The 22193-nt window shown below is 74.2% G+C and carries 19 protein-coding genes; 11 read left to right on the plus strand and 8 right to left on the minus strand.

The window, feature by feature from the left end:
- Nucleotides 1-30 precede the first annotated feature (30 nt).
- On the minus strand, nt 31-441 hold the full coding sequence (locus ACSDG8_RS23565; protein ID WP_210898536.1) for an HPF/RaiA family ribosome-associated protein: 411 nt from the start codon (nt 439-441) through the stop codon (nt 31-33).
- A 285-nt stretch (nt 442-726) separates the two neighbouring features.
- On the opposite strand from ACSDG8_RS23565, the gene ssb reads away from it, so the two are divergent.
- From ssb to ACSDG8_RS23580, 3 genes are all read left to right on the plus strand, one after another.
- Nucleotides 727-1548, plus strand: a complete 822-nt coding sequence (ssb, locus tag ACSDG8_RS23570; RefSeq protein WP_210898538.1) for a single-stranded DNA-binding protein — start codon at nt 727-729, stop codon at nt 1546-1548.
- 87 nt (nt 1549-1635) lie between these two features.
- Nucleotides 1636-2724: a cobalamin biosynthesis protein gene (locus tag ACSDG8_RS23575; RefSeq protein ID WP_374223547.1), complete on the plus strand. Its 1089-nt coding sequence runs from the start codon at nt 1636-1638 to the stop codon at nt 2722-2724.
- On the plus strand, nt 2721-4262 hold the full coding sequence (locus ACSDG8_RS23580; protein WP_210898540.1) for a cobyric acid synthase: 1542 nt from the start codon (nt 2721-2723) through the stop codon (nt 4260-4262). The genes ACSDG8_RS23575 and ACSDG8_RS23580 overlap by 4 nt, the downstream gene beginning before the upstream one ends.
- Before the next feature lie 211 nt (nt 4263-4473).
- On the opposite strand, the gene ACSDG8_RS23585 is transcribed toward ACSDG8_RS23580, so the two are convergent.
- Nucleotides 4474-4875: a rhodanese-like domain-containing protein gene (locus tag ACSDG8_RS23585; protein ID WP_210898641.1), complete on the minus strand. Its 402-nt coding sequence runs from the start codon at nt 4873-4875 to the stop codon at nt 4474-4476.
- A gap of 111 nt (nt 4876-4986) precedes the next feature.
- On the opposite strand from ACSDG8_RS23585, the gene ACSDG8_RS23590 reads away from it, so the two are divergent.
- The 4 genes from ACSDG8_RS23590 to ACSDG8_RS23605 all read left to right on the plus strand — a co-directional run bounded on the left by ACSDG8_RS23590 (nt 4987) and on the right by ACSDG8_RS23605 (nt 8981).
- A complete protein-coding gene (locus ACSDG8_RS23590; RefSeq protein ID WP_210898542.1) occupies nt 4987-5640 on the plus strand; it encodes a uridine kinase family protein in 654 nt (217 codons plus the stop codon).
- Between the two features lie 21 nt (nt 5641-5661).
- The gene (locus ACSDG8_RS23595; RefSeq protein ID WP_210898544.1) at nt 5662-7026 is read left to right on the plus strand and encodes a dipeptidase; all 1365 of its coding nucleotides are present in this window, start codon (nt 5662-5664) and stop codon (nt 7024-7026) included.
- A gap of 78 nt (nt 7027-7104) precedes the next feature.
- The gene (locus ACSDG8_RS23600) at nt 7105-7311 is read left to right on the plus strand and encodes a hypothetical protein (protein ID WP_030273275.1); all 207 of its coding nucleotides are present in this window, start codon (nt 7105-7107) and stop codon (nt 7309-7311) included.
- Between the two features lie 86 nt (nt 7312-7397).
- On the plus strand, nt 7398-8981 hold the full coding sequence (locus ACSDG8_RS23605; RefSeq protein WP_210898546.1) for an ATP-dependent DNA ligase: 1584 nt from the start codon (nt 7398-7400) through the stop codon (nt 8979-8981).
- A gap of 10 nt (nt 8982-8991) precedes the next feature.
- On the opposite strand, the gene ACSDG8_RS23610 is transcribed toward ACSDG8_RS23605, so the two are convergent.
- Nucleotides 8992-9816 (minus strand): SURF1 family cytochrome oxidase biogenesis protein, encoded by an 825-nt coding sequence (locus ACSDG8_RS23610; RefSeq protein WP_210898547.1) that lies wholly within the window; start codon nt 9814-9816, stop codon nt 8992-8994.
- A gap of 135 nt (nt 9817-9951) precedes the next feature.
- On the opposite strand from ACSDG8_RS23610, the gene ACSDG8_RS23615 reads away from it, so the two are divergent.
- Nucleotides 9952-11322 carry a cobyrinate a,c-diamide synthase gene (locus ACSDG8_RS23615; RefSeq protein ID WP_210898549.1) on the plus strand — a complete coding sequence of 457 codons (1371 nt, stop codon included), beginning with the start codon at nt 9952-9954 and terminating at the stop codon, nt 11320-11322.
- Nucleotides 11323-11448: 126 nt separating this feature from the next.
- Here ACSDG8_RS23615 and ACSDG8_RS23620 read toward each other — a convergent pair whose 3' ends face one another.
- Nucleotides 11449-13581, minus strand: a complete 2133-nt coding sequence (locus ACSDG8_RS23620; RefSeq protein ID WP_210898551.1) for a transglycosylase domain-containing protein — start codon at nt 13579-13581, stop codon at nt 11449-11451.
- A gap of 121 nt (nt 13582-13702) precedes the next feature.
- Here ACSDG8_RS23620 and cobC point away from each other — a divergent pair, with 121 nt between their 5' ends.
- From cobC to cobA, 3 genes are read left to right on the plus strand one after another with little or no spacing between them, the layout of a single operon-like run.
- Nucleotides 13703-14785, plus strand: coding sequence for an Rv2231c family pyridoxal phosphate-dependent protein CobC (cobC, locus tag ACSDG8_RS23625; protein WP_210898553.1), 1083 nt, complete (start codon nt 13703-13705; stop codon nt 14783-14785).
- On the plus strand, nt 14785-15864 hold the full coding sequence (gene cobT, locus ACSDG8_RS23630; RefSeq protein ID WP_210898643.1) for a nicotinate-nucleotide--dimethylbenzimidazole phosphoribosyltransferase: 1080 nt from the start codon (nt 14785-14787) through the stop codon (nt 15862-15864). Before cobC ends, cobT begins: the two co-directional genes overlap by 1 nt.
- Nucleotides 15861-17114, plus strand: coding sequence for a uroporphyrinogen-III C-methyltransferase (gene cobA, locus ACSDG8_RS23635; RefSeq protein WP_210898555.1), 1254 nt, complete (start codon nt 15861-15863; stop codon nt 17112-17114). Before cobT ends, cobA begins: the two co-directional genes overlap by 4 nt.
- Nucleotides 17115-17355: 241 nt before the next feature.
- Here cobA and otsB read toward each other — a convergent pair whose 3' ends face one another.
- From otsB to ACSDG8_RS23655, 4 genes are all read right to left on the minus strand, one after another.
- The gene (gene otsB, locus ACSDG8_RS23640; RefSeq protein WP_210898557.1) at nt 17356-19956 is read right to left on the minus strand and encodes a trehalose-phosphatase; all 2601 of its coding nucleotides are present in this window, start codon (nt 19954-19956) and stop codon (nt 17356-17358) included.
- Complete coding sequence (locus ACSDG8_RS23645) at nt 19953-21353, minus strand: alpha,alpha-trehalose-phosphate synthase (UDP-forming) (protein WP_013288079.1); 1401 nt, start codon at nt 21351-21353, stop codon at nt 19953-19955. The genes otsB and ACSDG8_RS23645 overlap by 4 nt, the downstream gene beginning before the upstream one ends.
- Nucleotides 21354-21494: 141 nt before the next feature.
- A complete protein-coding gene (locus ACSDG8_RS23650) occupies nt 21495-21881 on the minus strand; it encodes a hypothetical protein (RefSeq protein ID WP_210898559.1) in 387 nt (128 codons plus the stop codon).
- Nucleotides 21874-22155 (minus strand): hypothetical protein, encoded by a 282-nt coding sequence (locus tag ACSDG8_RS23655; protein WP_210898562.1) that lies wholly within the window; start codon nt 22153-22155, stop codon nt 21874-21876. Before ACSDG8_RS23655 ends, ACSDG8_RS23650 begins: the two co-directional genes overlap by 8 nt.
- Nucleotides 22156-22193 lie beyond the last annotated feature (38 nt).

Below are 22193 nucleotides of genomic sequence, written 5' to 3' on the forward strand. Positions count from 1 at the left end.
CGGCACCGTGCGGGCGGGCCGTGCCGGAATTCAGGCGGTCTCGGCGTCCTCGCGCTCGGCGTCCTGCAACGGGGCGGCCTCGGGCTGGTCGACGGCGCGCAGGTGCTTGTTGTTGCGCGGCTCCTGCCGGGTCTTCGCGTCGTTGAGCTTGCGGCGCAGGTCGTCCCGGACGTCGTTGAGCGCGGCGTGCAGATCCTCCTCGGTCGAGGTGGTGACGATCTTCTGCCGCCCGGCGATCCAGCACTCCAAGGTCACCTTCTGGCCTCGGGCCTCGCGATCCTTGACGGTGACCTCCAGCTCGGTGGCGTCGGCGTGGAAGCCGGCGAGCCGGGTGTCCAGGGTCGCGAACTGCTCGGCGATCCAGTTGCGGTCGCCCTGGGAGAACCCGGCGCCGACCCGCAGGCATTCGGCCACGGTCGCGGGGTTCGCCACGGCGCTCATCGCGCTGCCTCGCGGACGTCTCGGAGAAGCATGGGAGCTCCCTTTCTCTCGGTTGATCAATCACTTACCCAACCGGCGTGATTCCGGAACGCCTGCTTGCCGGCTCCACTCGATCGTGCGTCGCCGCAGGTCAGACGCGTAGGGCCGGTTGGCCTAGCAGATCGGGACCTTGATCAGGGGGTTGTCCACAGGCGGTCCGTCGTCCACAGGCAAGGGGTGGGCGGGTGGTCCGGGCGAGCCATCCGGACGACGCTCACCGGGACAAGTCGATCCCTGGGAGGGGCGATGTTCGATACGTACGTCACGATCGTCGGCAATGTGCTGACCGCGCCGGAGTGGCGCCGGACCACCCAGAGCGGAACGCTGGTGGCCAACTTCAAGGTCGCCTCGACCGCCCGCCGGCTCGACCGCGACAGCGGCCGCTGGGTCGACGGCAACAGCCTGCGGGTACGGGTGAACTGCTGGCGCCGTCTGGCCGAGGGAGTCGCGTCCTCGGTCGCGGTCGGCGACCCGGTGATCGTCGCCGGCCGTCTCTACACCCGGGACTGGACCGACGAGTCCGGCACCCACCGCACGCTCTACGAGCTGGAGGCGGTCGCCGTCGGGCACGACCTGTGCCGCGGCCGGGCCCGGTTCCTGCGCAACCAGCCCCGTGCGGCCACCAGCACGGTCGAGGACGCGGAGGCCGAGCAGCGGGTGCACGGCGAGACGACCGAGCCGGTGCCCGACGGGCAGGCCCCGGCCACCTTCGACGACCGGCCCTTCGACGACGACTTCCCGCCCCCGGAGTACGGCGGGGGCCGGGTCGGGCTGGTCGGCACCGTCGAGCGGGTGGGTGAGCCCGACCCGTTCGACGACCGGCCCGGCGTGCGGCAGGCCACCGGCTTCGAGCCCGGTTCGGGTGGCCCGGCAGGGGAGGACGAGCTGGGCGACGTGGCGGACGACGGGCCGGCCACGGCCGAGGACGACGAACTGGGCGAGGTCGCACCGCCGGAGGTCGGCGGACCGGGTGGTTCCGGGCCGGGTGCGGGCGAGCCGGGCGGCGCGAGCACGGGCGGCACCGCGTCGGGGCGCCGGAGCAGGCGGCGCACCCCGGTGCCCGCCTGAGCCTTCGTCCGACGGGGGCGCGGGGTGGTGACATCGGCGTCACCACCCCGCGGTACGACTAGGCTGGCCCGCCGGAGGTGGTGACGGGTGCGGCAGGCGACCGCCATGGCGAACGCGACCGGACTGGTGGCGGGCTACGCGCTCGACGCGCTGCTCGGTGACCCCCGCCGGTGGCATCCGGTGGCCGGCTTCGGCCGGGCGGCCGGTGCCCTGGAACAGCGGCTCTACCGCCCCGACCGGTCGGCCGGCGCCGCGTTCACGGCGCTGGCGGTCGGCGCGCCGGTCCTGCTCGGCGCCGCCGCCGCGCTGGCCACCCGCCGTCATCCGGTGGCCCGGGCCGCGCTGGTCGCCGCCGGCACCTGGACGGTGCTGGGTGGGCGCACACTGCGGCACGAGTCCCGGGTGATGGCACGGGCGCTGGGCCGCGCCGACCTGCCCGCCGCCCGGGCCCGCCTCGGCAACCTCTGCGGACGGGACCCATCCGCGCTGGACGAGCCCGAACTCGCCCGCGCCACCGTCGAGTCGGTCGCCGAGAACACCTCGGACGCCGTGGTCGCCCCGCTGGTCTGGGGCGCGGTCGCGGGCCTGCCCGGCCTGCTCGGCTACCGGGCGGCCAACACGCTCGACGCGATGGTCGGCCACCGCTCGCCCCGGTACGCGCGCTTCGGCACCCCGGCGGCCCGGCTGGACGACGTGCTGAACCTGGTGCCGTCCCGGCTGACCGGGTTGCTCACGGTGGCGGTCGCACCGGCCGCGCACGGGGACCGCGCCGTCGCGTGGCAGGTGTGGCGGCGGGACCGGGCCGACCACCCGAGCCCGAACGCCGGTCAGTGCGAGGCAGCCATGGCGGGCGCGCTCGGCGTCCGGCTCGGCGGGCGCAATGTCTACTTCGGCCGAGCCGAGACCCGGCCGTTCCTCGGTGACGGCCCTCGCCCCGAGGCGCGGCACCTGAAGCGGGCCGCCCGGATCTCCGGCGCGGTCGGCGTGGCCGCGCTCGGCCTGGCCGCGCTCTACCCGGTGACCGTCGGGCGCCTGGCCGGGGCGGCTGGGCGGGCTGCGCTGGGCGCCCTCACCCGGGCAGCCCGCGACCCCGCTCGTGCGGCTCGCGTCCGGGGCCGCGCGGCCGAGGCGGGGAGCGGGCACCAGGGGAGCGGGGCCACGGAGAGCGGGCGGTGAGCGGCGGGCTGCTTGTCGCCGGCACCACCTCCGACGCCGGCAAGAGCGTGCTCACCGCGGGCATCTGCCGCTGGCTGCGCCGCCGGGGCGTCCGGGTCGCCCCGTTCAAGGCGCAGAACATGTCGAACAACTCCGCCGTCGTGGTCGGGCCGGACGGGCGCGGTGGAGAGCTGGGCCGGGCCCAGGCGATGCAGGCCGCAGCCTGCGGGCTCGACGCCGACCTGCGGTTCAATCCGGTGCTGCTCAAGCCGGGCAGTGACCACGCCAGCCAGGTGGTGCTGCTCGGCGAGGCTGTCGATACGGTCACCGCCGGCAACTACCACGAGGTGCGGTCCCGGCTCGCCACCACCGCGTACGCAGCGCTGGCCGAGCTGCGCGAGGAGTACGACGTGGTGATCTGCGAGGGCGCGGGCAGCCCCGCCGAGATCAACCTGCGCGAGGGCGACTACGTCAACATGGGGCTGGCGCGTCAGGCCGGGCTGCCGACGATCGTGGTCGGCGACATCGACCGGGGTGGCGTGTTCGCCTCGATGTTCGGCACCGTCGCCCTGCTCGACGCGGTCGACCAGGCGCTGGTGGCCGGGTTCGTGGTGAACAAGTTCCGGGGCGACCGCGGGCTGCTCCAGCCGGGGCTGGACATGCTGCGCCGGGTCACCGGCCGCCCCACGTACGGGGTGGTGCCCTGGGCGCTGGACCTGTGGCTGGACGCGGAGGACTCGCTCGCGTACGGGCGGGTGCTCGGCCGCCCGCCCGCGCCCCGGGGCACCGACTGGCTCGACGTCGCAGTGGTGCGGCTACCCCGGATCAGCAACGCCACCGACGTCGAGGCCCTCGCCACCGAGCCGGGGGTGCGGGTACGCCTGACCGTCGAGCCGGCCGAACTGGCCGCCGCCGACCTCGTGGTGCTCCCCGGCACCAAGTCGACTGTCGCCGACCTGGCCTGGCTGCGGGAGACCGGCCTGGCCGACGCGGTACTGGCGCACGCCGCCGCCGGGCGGCCACTGCTCGGCATCTGCGGCGGCTTCCAGATGCTCGGCCGGGCGATCCACGATGCGGTGGAGAGCCGCGCGGGCACCGTGCCCGGCCTCGGACTGCTGCCCGTCGAGATCACCTTCGAGCCGCGCAAGACGGTCCGCCGCGCCGAGGGCACCGCCGCCGGAGACGTGCCGGTGCACGGCTACGAGATCCACCACGGCCGCGTCTCGGCCGCCGACCCGGGCCTCGCGCCGCTGCTGCGCTACGCCGACGGCGCCGGCGAGGGCGCGCGCCTCGGCAACGTGTACGGCACGCACTGGCACGGCGCCTTCTCCTCGGACGCGTTCCGCCGCCGGTTCCTGACCGACGTCGCGGCGGCGGCCGGACGCGCCGGCTTCAAGGTCGCGCCGGACACGTCCTTCGCGGCGGCCCGGGAGCGGACGCTCGACCTGCTCGGCGACCTGGTCGAGGAACACCTCGACACGGACGCGCTGTGGCGGCTGATCGAGTCCGGCCCGCCGCCCGGACTGCCGTTCGTGCCACCCGGAGCGCCACCGGCATAGGCCGTCGCCGCGCCCGGCGGCCCGGATCGTGCCACCCGGCGCGCCGCCGGCACAGGACGACGCTGCGCTGGCGGCCCGGGGCGCCCTCGACATAGGCCGTCGCTGCGCCCGGCCGCCCGGGACCGCGCGACCCAGGCCGGCGGCCCGCGGCTCAGCCGTGCGCCGTTGCCGTCCGGCCAAGGAGCCTGCGACGGCGCGATCGGCTGTGAGCTCAGTAGCGCACGTCGGCCGGGCGGTCGGACATCGGCAGCCCGGCCTCCCGCCAGCCCTGCACGCCGCCGATCATGTCGGTGGCCTGCCGCAGCCCGAGCGTCTGAAGGCTGGCGGCGGCCAGACTTGAGCTGTACCCCTCCCGGCACACCACGACGATCTCGCGGTCGTACCCGGTGGCCTCGGGGATGCGCCAGTCGCTGGCCGGGTCGAGCCGCCACTCCAGCACGGTGCGGTCGATGACGATCGCGCCGGGCAGCTCACCCTCCTCGCGGCGCTGCGCCTCGGTACGCGTGTCGATAAGCAGCGCGCCGCCTCGGACCGCCTCGACGGTCTCGTGCGGAGTCAGCCGGCGGAGACCGGCGCGGGCCTGTTCCAGGAGGGCGTCGACGCCCGGACACATCACGTCATGGAGCACCCCCCGATGATGCCCAGCGGCCCGCGCCGCCGCTCGGTGAAACGGTCCGCCCGGGTCGCAGGTTCCAGCGGACGGGGGAACGTTAGCGTCGGTCGGGTGAACGTGGCCCTGATCGAGGCGTACGCCGGGTTGGCCCGCCGGGTGCTGGCCGGTCCGGCGCGGTTGGGGCGTACCCGGCTGGTTGCCGTCGACGGGCCCAGCGGCGCGGGCAAGAGTCTGTTCGCGACGCGCCTCGCGGCCGCGCTCTCGGCGCAGGCGGGCGGCGTCCGCCCGCCGCTGGTGCACACCGACGACCTGCTCGACGGCTGGGACGACCAGCTCACGTTCTGGACCCGGCTGGAGGAGCAGGTGCTCGCCCCGGTGCGGGCCGGCCGGGCGGGCGGCTACCGCCGCTACAGCTGGGTGCGCCGCCGGTTCCTGGACCGGGTGGTGCCGGTGCCGGCCGGGCCGGTGCTGATCGTCGAGGGGGTGAGCGCGGCACGCGCCGCGGTGCGGCCCGAGCTGACGCTGTCGGTGCTGGTCACCGCGCCGGCCGAGCTGCGGTTGCGCCGGGCGGTGGCCCGCGACGGGGAGCAGATCCTGCCGGAGCTGCGCCGCTGGCACGCGGGGGAGCGGGCGCACTTCGCCGCCGACGGCACGGCGGCGGCGGTGGACCTGGTCGTCGACGGCGCCCCGGACCTGCCGCACGACGCGGACCGCTACTACGTGCGGGTGGGGCGGCGATCGGGCTCGAGCGACGTGGCGGGGTAAGGCCAGCATACGATTCCGCTCATGACCACTCCGATCCTCTCCGAGTCCGAGGTGCGGGCCGCCGTCGAGCGGGAACTGCCCGGCGTCCGTGCCGACCTCGAGCGACTCGTCCGCATCCCGGGCATCGCCTTCGAGGGCTTCGACCACTCGCACGTGGAGCGTTCCGCCGAGGCGGTGGCGGAGCTGCTGCGCGGCTGCGGCCTCGACACGCGGATCGTCCGGTCCGGCGGCCAGCCGGCCGTGATCGGCACGAAGGCGGCCCCGCCCGGCGCGCCCACCGTGCTCATGTACGCGCACCACGACGTGCAGCCGGTCGGCGACCTGTCGCTGTGGGAGTCGGACCCGTTCGAGCCGGTGGAGCGCGACGGCCGCCTCTACGGCCGGGGCGCCGCCGACGACAAGGCCGGCATCATGGCGCACGTCGCCGCGCTGCGCGCGTTCGGCGACCGGCTCCCGGTCGGCGTGGTGCTGTTCATCGAGGGCGAGGAGGAGTACGGCTCGGACTCGTTGGAGCGGCTGCTCGCCGAGCACCGCGACGACCTGGCCTCGGACGTCATCGTCATCGCCGACTCCACCAACTGGGACGTCGGCGTGCCGGCGCTCACCACCTCGCTGCGCGGCGTCGTGAACTGCTTCGTGGAGGTGCGCACGCTCGACCACGCGGTGCACAGCGGCATGTTCGGCGGCGCCGTGCCGGACGCGCTCACCGCGCTGGTGAAGCTGCTCGCCACGCTGCACGACGAGGCCGGTGACGTCGCGGTGGATGGGCTGGTCGGCCGCGACGGCGCCAGCGTCGACTACCCGGAGGACCGGTTCCGCGCCGAGGCCGGCCTGGTCGACGGCGCGGAGCTGTTCGGCACCGGCCGGATCACCGACCGGCTCTGGACCAAGCCGGCGCTGGCCATCCTGGGCGTGGACGCGCCGGCCACCGGCGAGGCGCCGAACGCGCTGGTGCCGTCGGCGAAGGCGAAGCTGAGCGTACGGCTGGCGCCGGGCGACGACCCGAAGAAGGCGTACGCGGCGCTGGCCGCGCATCTGGAGCGGCACGCGCCGTGGGGTGCGCAGGTGACGCTGACGCTGGAGCACGACGGCGCGCCCTGCGTCATCGACGCCTCCGGCCCGATGTTCGACGCGGCCCGGTCGGCGTTCAAGGCGGCCTGGGACGGCACCGACCCGGTCGACATCGGGGTGGGCGGGTCGATCCCGTTCATCGCCACGTTCCAGGAGATGTTCCCGCAGGCCGCGATCCTGGTCACCGGCGTGGAGGACCCGCACGCGCGGGCGCACGGGCCGAACGAGAGCCTGCACCTGGGCGAGTTCGCGCGCGTCTGCCTGGCCGAGGCGCTGCTGCTGGCCCGGGTGGCGGAGGCCGGAAACCGCGTCTGAGGTGTCGAAACCGTAACTTCGGGGCCGATGTCGGAGTTTGTGGTGTGTCGACGGGCGGGGTGTTATAGCCTTTCGAACATGCGTACGAACGACGAGATGGAGCGGCTTCAGGCCGCCGTCCGTGCTCTGGGGGACGTCGACGTCTCCGCGTGGTCCGAGGACACGCTCAACGAACAGATCGGCGAGCTTTCCGCCGCGCTGGTCACGCTCGACGCGCTGCTCACCCGGGTCGCCGAGGGCGTGCGGGGCCGCGGCCTGCGGATCGAGGAACCGGTCTCGGCCTGACCGGCCGCCGGTGACCCGGCCACCCTTGTGGTGTGCCGGGTCGCCGGATCCGCCCCGGTGTCGCAGGTGACTGGCAGGATATGGGCGTGCGTTTCGCGGAGCTGGCGGCCACCTCGGCCGCGGTCGGCGCCACCAGTGGCAGACGGGCCAAGGTGGAGCTGCTGGCCGCTGCGCTGCGGGGGTTGGAGCCGGGCGAGATCCCGGCCGGCGCCGGCTATCTCGCCGGTGAGCTGCGCCAGCGGCAGACCGGTGTCGGCTGGGCGGGCCTGCGTGACCTGCCTCCGCCGGCCGCCGAGCCGACGCTCACCGTCGCCGCCGTGGACATGGCCGTCGAGGAGATCTCCCGCGTCGCCGGGGCCGGTTCGCAGGCCCGGCGGCGGGACCTCGTCGGCCGTCTCTTCGCCGCCGCGACCGCCGACGAGCAGCGTCTGCTGACCGGGCTGTTCCGGGGCGAGCTGCGTCAGGGCGCGCAGGCCGGGCTGCTGACCGACGCGGTGGCCCGCGCCGCCGACGTACCGGTCGCGGCCGTCCGGCGTGCCCTGCTGCTCGCCGGTGACCTGCGGGCGGTGGCGGTCGCGGCGCTCACCGGCGGCGCTCCGGCGCTGGCCGGGTTCGGGCTCCAGGTGGGCCGGCCGTTGGCGCCGATGCTGGCGCAGAGCGCGCCCTCGGTCGACGAGGCGCTCACCGCCACCGGCGCGCCGGCGATGGTCGACGTGAAGCTCGACGGCATCCGCATCCAGGTGCACCGCTCCGGCGCGGACATCGCCGTGTTCACCCGCAGCCTGGACGAGATCACCGGCCGGCTGCCCCAGGTGGTGGCCGCCGTCCGCGCGCTGCCCGCCCGCGAGCTGGTGCTCGACGGTGAGGCGATCGGGCTGGACGCGGCGGGCCGGCCGCTGCCGTTCCAGGAGACGTCAAGCCGGGCGGCCCGGCGCGCCACGCCCAGCACCACCGGGCAGGCGCCGGTCGCGCCAGCAGTGCTGGCCGCCGCCGAGCGCACCGGCGAGCCGGTGCTCACGCCGTACTTCTTCGACCTGCTGCACCTCGACGGCGCCGACCTGATCGACGCTCCCGGCCGGGAGCGGTGGGCGGCTCTGGCCGGCGCGGTCGACGCGTCGCTGCTCGTCGACCGGGTCGAGGTGGACGACGCGGAGCAGGCGGCCACGGCGTTCGCCGCGGCTGTCGACGCCGGTCAGGAAGGCGTGGTCGTGAAGGATCCGGCCGCGCCCTACGACGCCGGCCGGCGTGGCTCGGCCTGGGTGAAGGTCAAGCCGCGGCACACGCTCGACCTGGTGGTGCTCGCGGTCGAGTGGGGCAGCGGCCGGCGGGAGGGGTGGTTGTCGAACCTGCACCTCGGCGCCCGCGACCCGCGAACCGGCGAGTTCGTCATGCTCGGCAAGACGTTCAAGGGGCTCACCGACGAGCTGCTGCGCTGGCAGACCGAACGGTTCCTGTCGCTCGCGGTGGAGAAGGGCGACTGGGAGGTGCGGGTCCGGCCGGTGCAGGTGGTCGAGATCGCGTTCGACGGGGTGCAGACCAGCAGCCGCTACCCGGGCGGGATGGCGTTGCGTTTCGCCCGCGTGCTGCGTTATCGCCACGACAAGACGGCCGCCGAGGCGGACACCATCGACGCGGTCCGCGCCATCCACGCCGGCCGGGTCACCGGCTGACCGGTCCGGTTCAGGCGGACGTGGGGGCGGCCGGCTCGGCGGCCCGGTCCACCGGCTCGCCCGGCTTGTCCAGCCCGGCGAGTCGCCGGGCCTCGCGGCGCGCCACCCAGCCGTAGCCGAACAGGCTCATCACCGCGAAGATCCACCACTGCCACACGTAGCCGAAGTTCTGCCAGTTGTTCGTGTGCCCGATCTGCACCGCCTGGAAGGCCGGGTCGGCGGCCGGCGTCTGCCCGTCGAGCAGCACGTACCCGCCGGTCACCGGATAGGGGAGCTGCTCGGCCAGCCGGGGGATGTCGATGCGCCGGGCCTCCAAAGTCCCGTCGCGCCGGCCGACCCCGCCCCCGCCGCTCTCGCTGGCGACGACCCGGCCGGTCACCGTGACCTCGCCGTCCGGCGCCGCCGGCACCTGCGGCTGGACCATCGCGCCGGCCCCCGGGGCGGGCGGAATCCAGCCCCGGTCGACGAGCACAGCGCTGCCGTCGGCGAGTACCAGCGGGGTCAGCACCTCGAAGCCGACCGTCCGGTCGACGGTCCGGCCGCGGATCAGGACGGTGTTCGTGCTGTCGTACCGGCCGGTGGCGGTGACCCGGCTCCAGGTCAGCTGCTCGGCCGGAGCGGGACCGACGGAACCGGCGCCGCCGGAGGGCGCGGGCAGCGCGTCGCGCAGCGGCGCGGGCGTCATGGTGGCCCCGGCGTCGATCCGGTCGTTGATCGCCGTGCGGCCCCGGTAGCGGTCCAGCTGCCAGTTGCCCAGGAACACCATCACCGTCGCGGCGACGAGCGTCAGCGCGAGGTAGCCGAGCCAGCGCGGGGTCAGCAGGAACCGGTACACGTTGGCCAAGGCTACCCGTATGAGCGATGCCACTCGCCGTCGCCGGGCAGAAACGGCGGTACGCGCGGACCTCGCGGGCCGGGCGGGGCGGGGTATGGTCACGCGGGCGGAAACCACCCACATCAGGAGTCGATGATGACCGACGTGCCGCGCGTCGTGCTGAGTGCGCCCTCCTCGGGGCACGGCACGGGCGCCGTCTCTCTCGGCCTGCTGGCGGCCCTCGCCGACCGGGATCTCCGGGTGGCCGGTTTCAAGGTCGGGCCGGACCAGGTGGACGCGGCGTACCTCGGGCTCGCCGCCGGCCGTCCCGGGCGCACGCTCGACCCGAGGCTGGTCGGCCCGGAGCGGATCGTGCCGCTCTTCGCGCACGGCGCGGCCGGGGCCGGGTTCGCCCTGGTGCAGGGAACGATGGGCCTCTACGACTCGGTGGCCGGGCGGCCGGAGAGCGAATCGACGGCGGCGGTGGCCACCGCGCTGCGCAGCCCGGTGGTGCTGGTGGTGGACGTGGCCGCGATGGGCCAGTCGGTGGCCGCGCTGGTGCACGGCTTCCGGGCGTACGACGACGAACTCTGGCTGGGTGGCGTGATCCTCAACCGGGTGGCCTCGCCCCGGCACGAGGCGCTGCTGCGCGAGGCGCTCGACGACGTCGGCGTTCCGGTCTACGGCGCGCTGCGCAGGCACGAACTGCCCCCGGTGCTGCCCGCCCGGCGGCACGGCACCGGTCCGGTGGTGCGCGGCGACGCCGACGCCGAACGCGGCGTGCGCCGGCTCGGGGAGGCGGTGGCCGCCACCGTCGACCTGGACCGGCTGCTGGTGCTGGCCCGGTCCGCTCCGGAGCTCACCGTTGAGGCGTGGTCTCCGGAGCCGGCCGACGCCCCGCCGGCGTCGGCGGAGCGCCCGGTGGTCGCGCTGGCCGGCGGCCCGGCCGGCGCGTACAGCCACCCGGAGGTCGCCGAGCTGCTGCGCGCCGCCGGCGCCGAGGTGGTCACGCTCGACCCGCTGCGCGACGAGGCGCTGCCCGCCGGGACGCGGGCGCTCGTCGTCGGCGGCGGGTTGCCCGAGACGTACGCGGAGCAGCTCTCCGCCAACCGCCGCCTCTGCATCGCGGTGGCCGAGCTGGCCCGCTCGGGCCGCCCGGTGATCGCCGAGGGGGCCGGGCTGCTCTGGCTGGCCCGGGAGCTGGACGGCCTGCCGATGTGCGGCGTGCTGGACGCGGTCGGCACGGTCCGGGACGGCCTGGTGGTCGGCTACCGCACGGCCACGGCGGTCACGGACAGCGTGGTGGCGCCGGCCGGTACGACAGTGACCGGGCACAAGCAGCACGCGGCCGTGCTGACGCCGCGTGCCGGTGAGCGGCCGGCCTGGCGCTGGGAGGGCGGCAACCCGGAGGGTTTCGTCCGGCAGGCCGTGCACGCCTCGCAGCTCGTGCCGCACTGGGCCGCGCACCCGGGCGTCGCGGCTCGCCTGGTGGCCGCCGCGCTGGCGCCCGTGCCCGCGCCCGCCTGACCGGGCGGCCGGCGGCCTGTCCCCGCCGCAACGTCGATCAAGGAGCTCGCGTCGGCGGATCAGGCGATCCGGACGCAAACTCCTTGATCGACTACCCGGGCGCACCCCCGGGCGGATCAGGGCGGGTCAGCCGACTATCTGGTCAGAGGGTGGCGTGAACTGGCGGGTCGGCTGGCCCTTCAGGGAATCCCGAAGCGTCTGCGCCACCGCGTTCACCGGGATCTGCGACTGCCCGTCGCCCACCGCGTTGAACGGATTGTCCGGGTCGGCGATGAAGCTCGCCGCCGCCAGCTCCGGCGTGTAGCCGACGAACCAGGCCGACCGGGTGCTGTCCGTCGTACCCGTCTTGCCGGCGACCGGGCGGCCCACGGTGCCGCGGACGCTGTCGGCTGTCGACCAGCCGCCGCAACTCCCCTTGGCCGGGGTGTCGCCGGTCGGGCAGCGTGCCGCGTCCGTGGCGGCCCGGGCCGCGTCCGCGTTCACCACCTGCCGGCACCGGGGCTTGGCCACCTCCCGCTGCACCCCGCCCGGTGTGGTGTACGTGGCGGGCGAGCCGTCCCGGTTCATGATCGAGTTGACCGGGATCGCCTCGCAGTAGCGCCCGTCGGCGGCGATCGCGGCGTAGGCGTTCGCCATCTCCAGCGGGGTGGCGTCGGAGACGCCGAGCGTGAACGCGCCCCACTTCTTCACCTTGGCCGGCGAAGCCTGGTCCCGGTCCACGTCGGTACGCCAGCGCAGCCCCAGCTGCTCGGCCAGGCGTACCCCGGCGTCCGCGCCGATCTTCTCCTCCAGCTGGACGAAGTACGTGTTCACCGACTTGCCGAAGCCGGACCACATGGTCTGCCGCCCGGTCATCGCCCCGCTGGCGTTGGACGGGGCCCACCCGTCGTAGACGGCCGACTTGTACGTGTACGGGGAGTCGTACGCGGTGGACAGCGGCATCCCGGCGTTGAGCGCGGCCAGCATCGGGAACATCTTGAACGTCGAACCGGCCTGGTAGCCCGGTAGCGTCCCGCCGCCGAGCAGCGGCGCCACCGTGTTCGGATAGTTCGCCTTGACCTTCGGCCCGGCCTCCGGGTTCGAGCTGTTCGGGTTCTCGGCCAGGTCGAGCGAGTAGTTCCGGTTCACCGCCATCGCCTTGATCCGCCCGGTGCCGGGCTCGGCGACCACGATGCCGTTGGCGAACGGGCTGCCGGTGTTGTCCTTGGCCCCGACGTTCTTCTCCGCCGCCGCCTGGGTCTTCGGGTCGAGCGCGAGCACGATCCGGTAGCCGCCGCGGCGCAGCTTGTCCATCCGTTCCAGCCGGTTCTCGCCGAACGCGGGCTGGGAGCTCCACCAGTTCTTCAGGTAGTCGCAGTAGAAGCCCCAGGAGCGGTGCCCGCCGTCGATCGCGGCGCAGTCGTTCGGCGGGTCGGTCAGCTTCAGCTTGATCGGCTGGCCCTTGGCCGCCGCGGCGGCGTCAGGTGACAGGTAGCCGAGGCGGGACATGTTGTCCAGCACGTAGTTGCGCCGGGCGGTGGCGTCCTTCTGGTCGGAGGTGATCGGGTCGTACTCCGACGGTGACTTCACCAGCCCGGCCAGCGTGGCCGCCTCGACCGGGGTGAGCGTCGCCGGGGTCTTGGAGAAGAAGATCTGCGAGGCGGCGTAGATCCCGTAGGCGCGGTGACCGAAGTAGGCCGAGTTGAGGTAGCGCTCCAGGATGTGTTCCTTGCTCAGGTGCTTCTCGATGTCCATCGCCATGCGCATCTCCTTGACCTTGCGCAGGCTGGTCTGCTGAGTCGCCTCCTGGACCTCCCTGGGCGTGGTCGCGCTGTCCCGCAGCGCCATCCGCACGTACTGCATGGTGATCGTCGAGGCGCCCTGGGAGACGCCGCCGGATCGGGCGTTGGAGACGAAGGCACGCGCCACGCCCTTCGGGTCGACGCCGTGGTGCTGGTAGAAGCGGTTGTCCTCGGCGGCGACGATCGCCTGCTGGATGTTCGGCGACATGCTCTCGATCTTGGTGTACTGCCGGTACTCCTCGTAGAACATGGTCAGCACGGTCTTGCCGTCCGGCGCGTAGACGTACGAGGTCTCGGCCGGCAGCGCGGTCTTGAGGATGTTCGTCTTCTGTTCCATCGCGTGCGCGGTGGCCTTGGCCCCGAGGCCGGTGACGGCGACCAGCGGGTACAACGCGGCGGCGACGACGATGCCGGCGATCAGCCCGGCGCGGAGGAGAGGAACGAGACGGCCAGCGGAAGCAAGGGGACGATTGCTCACGGGGTCAAGCTATGACATTTCCGATTCGGAAATGAGAAGAACTCATAAACCGGCGGACCGTGACGCGACCCACGCCGGGATGCGCTGTCCCGGGCGGCGGCTTCCCGGCAGGATCGCGGACATGCCCGCACCACCGACCGGGAGCGCCGCCGCGCTCGACGAGCCCGACCTGGGCCACCACGGAGACGTCGAGGCCACGCCCGGCCTGGTCGACCTGGCGGTGAACGTGCGCCGCGCCCCGATGCCGGACTGGCTGGCCGACCCGGTCACCGCCGCGCTGGGCGACCTGGCCGCGTACCCGGACCCGGCGCCGGCCCGCGCCGCCGTCGCTCACCGGCACGGGCGACCCCCGGAGGAGGTACTTCTCACCGCCGGGGCCGCCGAGGGCTTCGTGCTGATCGCCCGTGCGCTGTCCGGCGCCCGCCGCCCGGTGGTGGTGCACCCGCAGTTCACCGAGCCGGAAGCGGCGCTGCGGGCCGCCGGGCACCGGGTGGACCGCGTGCTGCTCGACCCGGCCGACGGCTTCCGCCTGGACCCGGCCCGCGTCCCGGACGACGCCGACCTGGTCATGATCGGCAACCCCACGAACCCGACCTCGGTCCTGCACCCGGCGGGCACGATCGCCGCGCTGGCCCGTCCCGGCCGGGTACTCGTGGTCGACGAGGCGTTCGCCGACACCACCGCCGCGCCCGGCGTCGACGGCGAGCCCGAGTCCCTCGCCGCGCGCCGCGACCTGCCCGGCCTCGTGGTGGTGCGCAGCCTCACCAAGACCTGGGGCCTGGCCGGGCTGCGGATCGGCTACCTGCTCGGCGACGCCGCGCTGCTGGCCCGGTTCGCCGCCGCGCAGCCGCTCTGGGCGGTCTCCACCCCGGCGCTCGCCGCCGCCACCGCCTGCGCCACGCCGGCCGCCGTCGCCGCCGAACGCGCCATCGCCGCCGAACTCGCCGCCGACCGCGACCACCTGGTGGCCCGCCTGTCCGGCCTGCCAGGGGTACGCGTGGCGGGGCGCCCGGCCAGCGCCTTCGTGCTGATCCACCTCGCCGGGGCCGCCGAGGTGCGGGAGCGGCTGCGCGCGCTGGGCTGGGCGGTACGCCGGGGCGACACGTTCCCCGGGCTCGGCCCGGACTGGCTCCGGATCGCGGTACGCGACCCGGGCACCACTGATGCGTTCATCAGGACGCTGGCAGGGATCCTGGAGGCATGATGCTGGAGTCCACAGTCGCGGCGATCCGGCCGCTGGACGAGGCCGCCATGGCGGCGGCGCGCGAGTTGCAGGGCCGGCTGACCAAGCCCGCCGGGTCGCTCGGCGCCCTGGAGCCGCTCTCGGTACGCCTCGCCGGGCTGGCCGGCACCTGCCCGCCGCCGCTGCCCGAACCGGCCGCGGTGGCGATCTTCGCCGGTGACCACGGCGTGCACGCCCAGGGCGTGACCCCGTGGCCGCAGGAGGTCACCGCGCAGATGATCGCCAACTTCCTGGCCGGCGGCGCCGTGGTGAACGCGTTCGCCCGCCAGGCCGGTGCCTCGGTCACAGTGGTGGACGTCGGCGTGGCCACCCCGATCCCCGGCGCCGAAGCCGACGAGCCCGGTGACCCGGCCGGACCGCGCCTGGTGGCCGCGAACGTACGCCCCGGCACCCGGGACATGACTGTCACCGCCGCGCTCACCCGGGACGAGGCGCGTACGGCCGTCGAGACCGGCATCCGGGTCGCCGGCGAGCTGATCGACGCCGGAGCGGGCATCCTGCTCACCGGCGACATGGGCATCGGCAACACCACCCCGTCGGCCACGCTCATCGCCGCGTTCGCGCGCGTGGACGCCGAGGCGGCCACCGGCCGGGGCACTGGGGTCGACGACGAGACGTACGCCCGCAAGGTGGCGGTGGTGCGCGCCGCGCTGGCCCGGCACGAGCCCGACCCGGCCGACCCGCTGGGCGTCCTCGCGGCGGTCGGCGGTCTGGAGCACGCCGCGCTGACCGGCCTGATCCTGGGCGCCGCCGCCCGCCAGGTGCCGGTGCTGCTCGACGGCGTGATCGCGGTCAGCGCCGCGCTCGCCGCCGCCGCGTTCGCGCCGGACGCGGTGGGCGCCATGGTCGCCGGGCACCGCAGCGCCGAGCCGGGCGCCACGGCGGCGCTGCGGCACCTCGGCCTGGAGCCGCTGATCGACCTGGGACTGCGGCTCGGCGAGGGCACCGGGGCGCTGCTCGCCCTGCCTGTGGTCACCGGCGCGGTCCGGGTCCTGCACGAGGTCGCGACGTTCGACTCCGCCGGGGTGGCGGAGAAGTGACCGGACCGACGTCGCCCAGCCCGTACCCCCTGGGGTTGCGGCTGGACGGGCGGCGCGTGGTCGTCGTGGGCGGGGGAGCGGTCGCCACCCGGCGGGTGCCCGCGCTGCTCGACGCCGGCGCGGACGTCCTGCTGGTGTCGCCCGAGCTGACCCCGGCCCTGCGCGCCCACGTCGACGCCGGGCGGCTGCACTGGGAGCCGCGCCGGTTCGTCCCCGGCGACCTCGACGGCGCCTGGCTGGTCCAGGTGGCGGTGGACGACCGGGCCGCCGCCGCGGCGGTCAGCGCCGCCGCGGCCGAGCGACGGATCTTCTGCGTCCGCGCCGACGACAGGTCGGCGGCGAGCGCGTGGACCCCGGCGGTGACCCGGCACGGCCCGGTCACGGTGGCGGTCCTCGGCGGCGGCGACCCCCGCCGCGCGATGGCCGTCCGCGACGCCGTCCGCGGCTTGCTGAGCGCAAGGAAGGGCCCCCCGTTAACGCCTCAGGTAGAGGAAGGGACCCCTGTTAACACCGGCGGCCGCGTCGCGCTTGTCGGCGCCGGGCCGGGTGACCCGGAGCTGATCACCGTGAAGGGATGGCGGCTGCTCACCGAGGCCGAGGTGGTCGTCGCCGACCGGCTCGTGCCCGGACTGCTCCTGGACGAGCTGCGCCCGGACGTCGAACTGGTCGACGCGTCCAAGATCCCGTACGGGCCGTCGCGCGCCCAGGAGGAGATCAACCGGATCCTGGTGGACCGGGCCCGGGCCGGCAAGGTGGTGGTGCGGCTCAAGGGCGGCGACCCGTACGTCTTCGGCCGGGGCGGCGAGGAACTGCTCGCCTGCGCCGAGGCGGGCGTGCCGGTGACAGTGGTGCCGGGGGTGACGAGCGCGGTTGCGGTGCCCGAGGTGGCGGGCGTGCCGGTGACCCACCGGGGCGTGGCGCACGAGTTCACAGTGGTCTCCGGGCACGTCGCGCCCGACTCGCCCACGTCGCTGGTGCGCTGGGAGGCGCTGGCCGGGCTGCGCGGCACGCTCGTGATCCTGATGGGGCTGAAGAACCTCGCCGCGATCAGCGCCACACTGGTCGCGCACGGCAAGCCGGCGCAGACCCCGGCCGCGGTGATCCAGGAGGGCACCACAGCGGGCCAGCGGACACTGCGCTCCACGCTCGCCGCTGTCGCCGCCGACGTCGAGGCCGCCGCGCTGCGCCCACCCGCGATCGTCGTGATCGGCGACGTCGTGCACGCCCTGACTCCCGACGCCCCCGCCTGACCCGCCCGCGCGCCCTCGTCCGACCCGCGCGCCCTCGCCCGACCCGCGCTCCCTCGTCCGACCCCGCCCCGCCGATCTTGCACTTGGTGCCCGCTCGGTGCCCGTTATAGCCCTTTTGCCGGGGCGGCAAGTGCAAGATCGCCGGGGTGGGCCGGGTCGGGCGGGCCGGGCCGGGGCGGGCGGGTGGAACGCGGACGGCGGCGGGGGACCCGGAGGGTCTCCCGCCGCCGTCGTACGGGCGCTACTGCTTGAGCATGTTGTCCAGGAGCAGGGCGCAGCGGATCAGGCCCAGGTGGCTGTACGCCTGCGGGTGGTTGCCCAGCCCGCGTTCGGCCAGCGGGTCGTACTGCTCGGGGAGCAGCCCGGTCGGCCCAGCCGTGTCGAGCATCTGGGTGAACAGCTCCTCGGCGTCGCTGCGGCGGCCGGTGCGCAGGTACGCCTCGATCAGCCACGACGTGCAGATGTGGAAGCCGCCCTCGCGGCCGGGCAGCCCGTCGTCCCAGTGGTACCGGTAGACGACCGGACCGCTGCGCAGCTCCGCCTCGATCTTGAGCACGGTGGAGAGGAAGCGCGGGTCGTCTCCGGCGAGCAGCCCGGAGATGCCGATCCACAGCGACGAGGCGTCCATCTCCTCGTACCCGTAGGCGACGCTGTACGCCTCGGCCTCCGGGTGCCAGCCGTGCTCCAGCACGTTCGAGGCGATCCGGTCGCGCAGCTCGACCCACTCGGGCCGGTCCTCGCCGCCGTGCTGCCGCACCACGTGCAGCGCCCGGTCCACAGTCATCCAGAGCATGACCTTGGAGAAGACGTGGTGCCGCGGTGGGAGGCGGGCCTCCCAGATGCCGTGGTCGGGTTCGTGCCAGCGGCGGCGTACCGCCTCGACCATGTTCTCCAGCACCCGCCACTCGTCGTCGCGGATGGAGCCCCGGGCGTCGGCCACGGCCGCGATCAGGTCCGCGACCGGGCCGAACACGTCGAGCTGGAGCTGGTGGTTGGCGAGGTTGCCGACGCGTACCGGCCGGGAGCCAGCGTAGCCGGGCAGCGTGTCGATGACCGCCTCGGCGCCCAGTTCGAAGCCGTCCACCGTGTAGAGCGGGTGCAGGCGCTCCGGGTGCCCGCCGGTGCGCTCGACCACGCCGTCGATCCAGCGCAGCAGCCCTTCGGCCTCCTCGGTGGAGCCGAGGTCGACCAGGGCGCGGGCGGTCATCGCGGCGTCGCGCAGCCAGCAGTAGCGGTAGTCCCAGTTGCGGACACCGCCCAGCTCCTCCGGCAGCGAGGTGGTGGCCGCGGCGAGGATCGAGCCGGTCGGCTCGTGGCAGAGCCCGCGCAGCGTCAGCGCGCTGCGGGCGACCAGGTCCCGGGCGGTGGCTGGTAGCCGCAGCGAGGCCACCCAGTCCTTCCAGGGCTGCTCGGCGGCGGCCTGCCGCTCGTGCACCGGCAGCCGGTGCGGCTCCAGGCTCTGCGTGCCGAAGCGCAGCTCCAGCACCACCTGGCCGCCGGCCGCCGACAGGTCGACCACCGCCTTCGCGGTTTCGTACCCGGCGTCGTTCGTGACCTCCCACTCGACGCCGGGGGAGTGCAGCGCGACCGGCTCGTTGGAGCCGAGCACCAGCAGGCCGTCGTCGAGCGGCTGGAGCTGCACCGCGACCTGACCGAACTCGGGGCGCGGCGCGAACTCGACGCGGGCCCGTCCGGTGCCGCTGAGCACCCGGACCAGTGTCGAGTCACCGCTGACCACGGCCGGGTCGTCCGGCGTGGTCTGCCGTACCGGAAGGTCGAGCCAGTCGGTCACGGTCAGGCCGGACCAGCGGGTCTCCACGGTCATCGTGTTGCTGCGGTAGCGCTGGCCGAGCGGTATGCCGCCACGCTCCGGTCCGACCGTGAAGTGCCCGGCCGGGCTGCCGCCGACCAGGTCGGCGAAGATCGCCGCCGAGTCGGGCTTCGGGTGGCACAGCCAGGTGATCTTGGCTTCGGGGGTGACGAGCGCGACGGTACGGCCGTTGGCGAGCATCGAGTGCCGCTCGATCGGCACGGCCCGCTCGCCGAAGAGCCAGTGCCGCCGCGTCTCCAGCAGCAGCCCGAGTGCGCGGGCCGCCTCGATCGGCTCGGACACCCGGTAGTCGGCGCGGGTCTCCCCGGGACCGATCTTGATGCCGACGTCCGGCCCGGTCAGGTTGCCGAACGCGTTCTCGTCGGTGACGTCGTCGCCGATGAACAGCACCGCGCTGGCCGCGAGCTGGGTACGGAGCTGGTCGACGGCGGTGCCCTTGTTGGTGACCACCACCGACAGCTCGATGACTTCCTTGCCCTGGGTGACCGTCACGCCGTCCCAGGTCGCGGGGCCGTTGCGGACCGCTTCGACGGCCCGGGCGGCGACGTGCGGGTCGACGCCGCGGGTGTGCACGGCGACGCTCGCGGGCTTGCGCTCCAGGCGGATGCCCGGGTGCGCGGCGGCGATCTCCCGCAGCGCCTCGCGGAGCCGGTGCCGGACCGCGATCAGCTCGGGGGTGAGGCGCTCGACGAAGCCGATGTCGAACTCCGAGCCGTGGCTGCCGACGAGGTGCACCTCGCTGGGCAGCCGGGAGAGCGTGGCCAGGTCGCGCAGCGCCCGGCCGGAGACGACCGCGACGCTGGTCTGCGGCAGCGCGGCGAGCGCGCGTACCGCGGCCACCGACTCCGGCAGCGGTACGGCCTTGCTCGGGTCCTCGACGATCGGCGCCAGCGTGCCGTCGTAGTCGCAGGCGACCAGAAGCTGCGGAACCCGGGCGATGCGGCCGATCGCGGCACGCAGTTCGGGATCCAGCACGCCGCCGTGGGCGGCGGCGAGGGCGGGCGAGGTCACGCAGCCTCCGTATCGGGCACGCCGAGCTCGCTGAGGAACGACTTGGCCCAGTGGCCCACGTCGTGGCTGCGCAGATGGCGCTGCATGACGCGCATCCGGCGGCGGGCTTCGGGCTTTTCGACATGCACGGCCCGCAGCAACGCGTCCTTCACCGCGTCCGGGTCGTGCGGATTACACAGGAACGCCTGGCGCAGCTCCGTGGCAGCGCCGGCGAACTCACTGAGCACGAGCGCGCCGCCCTGGTCGGCGCGCGATGCGACGTACTCCTTGGCCACCAGATTCATTCCGTCTCGCAGCGGGGTCACCATCATGACGTCGGCCGCGACGTACATCGCGGCCAGTTCGGAGCGACTGTACGACTGATGCAGATAATGCACTGCAGGCACGCCGACCCGGCCGAATTCACCATTGATCCGGCCAACCTCGCGTTCCACCTTCACCCGAAGTGCCTGGTAGTGCTCCACACGCTCGCGGCTGGGCGTGGCGACCTGCACCATAACCGCGTCGGGAACTGTCAACTTTCCGTCAGCAAGGAGTTCGCGGAAGGCCTTCAGGCGGAGTTCGATGCCCTTGGTGTAGTCGAGCCGGTCGACGCCCAGGATGATGGTCTTCGGGTTGCCCAGCTCCTCACGGATCTGCTTGGCGCGGGCCTGGATCGCCGGGTCCTCGGCCAGCCGCTCCATCTCCTTGGTGTCGATCGAGATGGGGAACGCGCCGGCCTTCACCTGCCGGCCGTCGACCTGGATCATCTGGCCCTCGTAGCGCAGGCCGAGCAGGTGCCGGGCCAGGCGGACGAAGTTCTGCGCCGCCAGCCGCTGCTGGAAGCCGACGAGGTCCGCGCCGAGCAGGCCGCGCAGGATCTCGGTGCGGAACGGCATCTGCATGAACAGCTCGATCGGCGGGAACGGAATGTGCAGGAAGAAGCCGATCCGCAGGTCCGGCCGCAGCTCGCGGAGCATCGCCGGCACCAGCTGGAGCTGGTAGTCCTGAACCCAGACCGTGGCGCCCTCGGCCGCCACGTCGGCGGCGGCCTCCGCGAACCGGGCGTTGACCAACCGGTACGCCTCGCGCCAGCGCCGCTTGTAGGCGGGCGTCTCCACCGCGTCGTGGTAGAGCGGCCAGATCGTCGCGTTGGACTGGCCCTCGTAGTAGCGCTCCAGTTCCTCGGCGCTCAACGGCACGGGGTGCAGCCGGATGCCCTCCAGGTCGAACGGCTCGGGCGCGGCGCCGGTGCCGCCGGCCCACCCCACCCAGGTGCCCTGGTGCTCGGCCAGCACCGGGTGCAGCGCGGTGACCAGCCCGCCCGGGCTGCGCCGCCACTGCCGCCCCTCGGGTGTGCTCACCTCGTCGACCGGCAGGCGGTTGGCCACTACGACAAAGGAGCTACGGACGGTCACGATCGGCCACCTCCGGGTACTGACGGGTCCACCGCGATGAGCGTACTGAGCGTAGCTGCGGCCTCTGTTGCCCCGTGCCGGAGTTACCTACCCGTCCCAGAACCGCCGAACCCACCGCGTGATCTTGTCGACACCGGTGGCTCAGAGGTCGATGATCGGCCACTCCTTGGGCAGCACCTCACCGAGCAGTTCCCGCCGGTCGCTCATGATTGGCGTGGTAGCCCGTGCGGCCTCCAGTGCCACCTGGGCGAGGTCCATGCTCAGGAGCGTGCGCGACCAGCCGCCGAGGAACATGCACATGTCGTGCGCAACAGGGGTGACGACCACGTGGTCGAGATCGCCGAGGATGTCCAGCAGGCGCCAGCCGTCCACGGCCACCTGCCGGTACGCCTCGGCGAGACACAGCGCCGGCACGATCACCGTCTGCCCCCGGTCCGCGACCGACGCGATCTGCTCCCCGACCGCCTCGGTGCCGTCCGAGTAGGCCAGCAGGCAGGCGGTGTCGAGCACCAGTCCGGGGTCAGTCACGGGTCAGCCGTCCACGTGACGACTCGCTCAGCAACTCGGCCGCCCGGGCGCGCAGTTCCGGGGTGATCTTCGCCTGGGCCTCGTCGAGCGCCTGGCCCGCGTCGGCGAGCCCGCCGTCGGACAGCCGGAAGCCGACCTGCCGGAGCGCGCGCCTGGTGCGCTCTCCCGCCATCCGTTGCCGCACGCTCTCGGTGACGAACGCGGAGACGTTCTGCTCCTGGGCCAGTCGTTCGGCCACGTCGTCGGGGACGCTGATGGCGATCTTCTTGGTCATACTGTCGACGGTAACGAGTAGTACCGGGGGTGGCAACG

Source organism: Micromonospora sp. LA-10, from assembly GCF_051853095.1.
Classification (GTDB): domain Bacteria; phylum Actinomycetota; class Actinomycetes; order Mycobacteriales; family Micromonosporaceae; genus Micromonospora; species Micromonospora echinospora_A.

Excerpts from the sequence above, each read along its gene's own strand:
- ACSDG8_RS23565 (WP_210898536.1), bottom strand. The coding sequence starts at position 441 with ATGAGCGCCGTGGCGAACCCCGCGACCGTGGCCGAATGCCTGCGGGTC.
- cobC (WP_210898553.1), top strand. The coding sequence starts at position 13,703 with ATGCCCGCACCACCGACCGGGAGCGCCGCCGCGCTCGACGAGCCCGAC.
- ACSDG8_RS23655 (WP_210898562.1), bottom strand. The coding sequence starts at position 22,155 with ATGACCAAGAAGATCGCCATCAGCGTCCCCGACGACGTGGCCGAACGA.
- ACSDG8_RS23615 (WP_210898549.1), top strand. The coding sequence starts at position 9,952 with ATGACCGACGTGCCGCGCGTCGTGCTGAGTGCGCCCTCCTCGGGGCAC.
- ACSDG8_RS23585 (WP_210898641.1), bottom strand. The coding sequence starts at position 4,875 with ATGTGTCCGGGCGTCGACGCCCTCCTGGAACAGGCCCGCGCCGGTCTC.
- ACSDG8_RS23600 (WP_030273275.1), top strand. The coding sequence starts at position 7,105 with ATGCGTACGAACGACGAGATGGAGCGGCTTCAGGCCGCCGTCCGTGCT.
- ssb (WP_210898538.1), top strand. The coding sequence starts at position 727 with ATGTTCGATACGTACGTCACGATCGTCGGCAATGTGCTGACCGCGCCG.
- cobT (WP_210898643.1), top strand. The coding sequence starts at position 14,785 with ATGCTGGAGTCCACAGTCGCGGCGATCCGGCCGCTGGACGAGGCCGCC.
- ACSDG8_RS23595 (WP_210898544.1), top strand. The coding sequence starts at position 5,662 with ATGACCACTCCGATCCTCTCCGAGTCCGAGGTGCGGGCCGCCGTCGAG.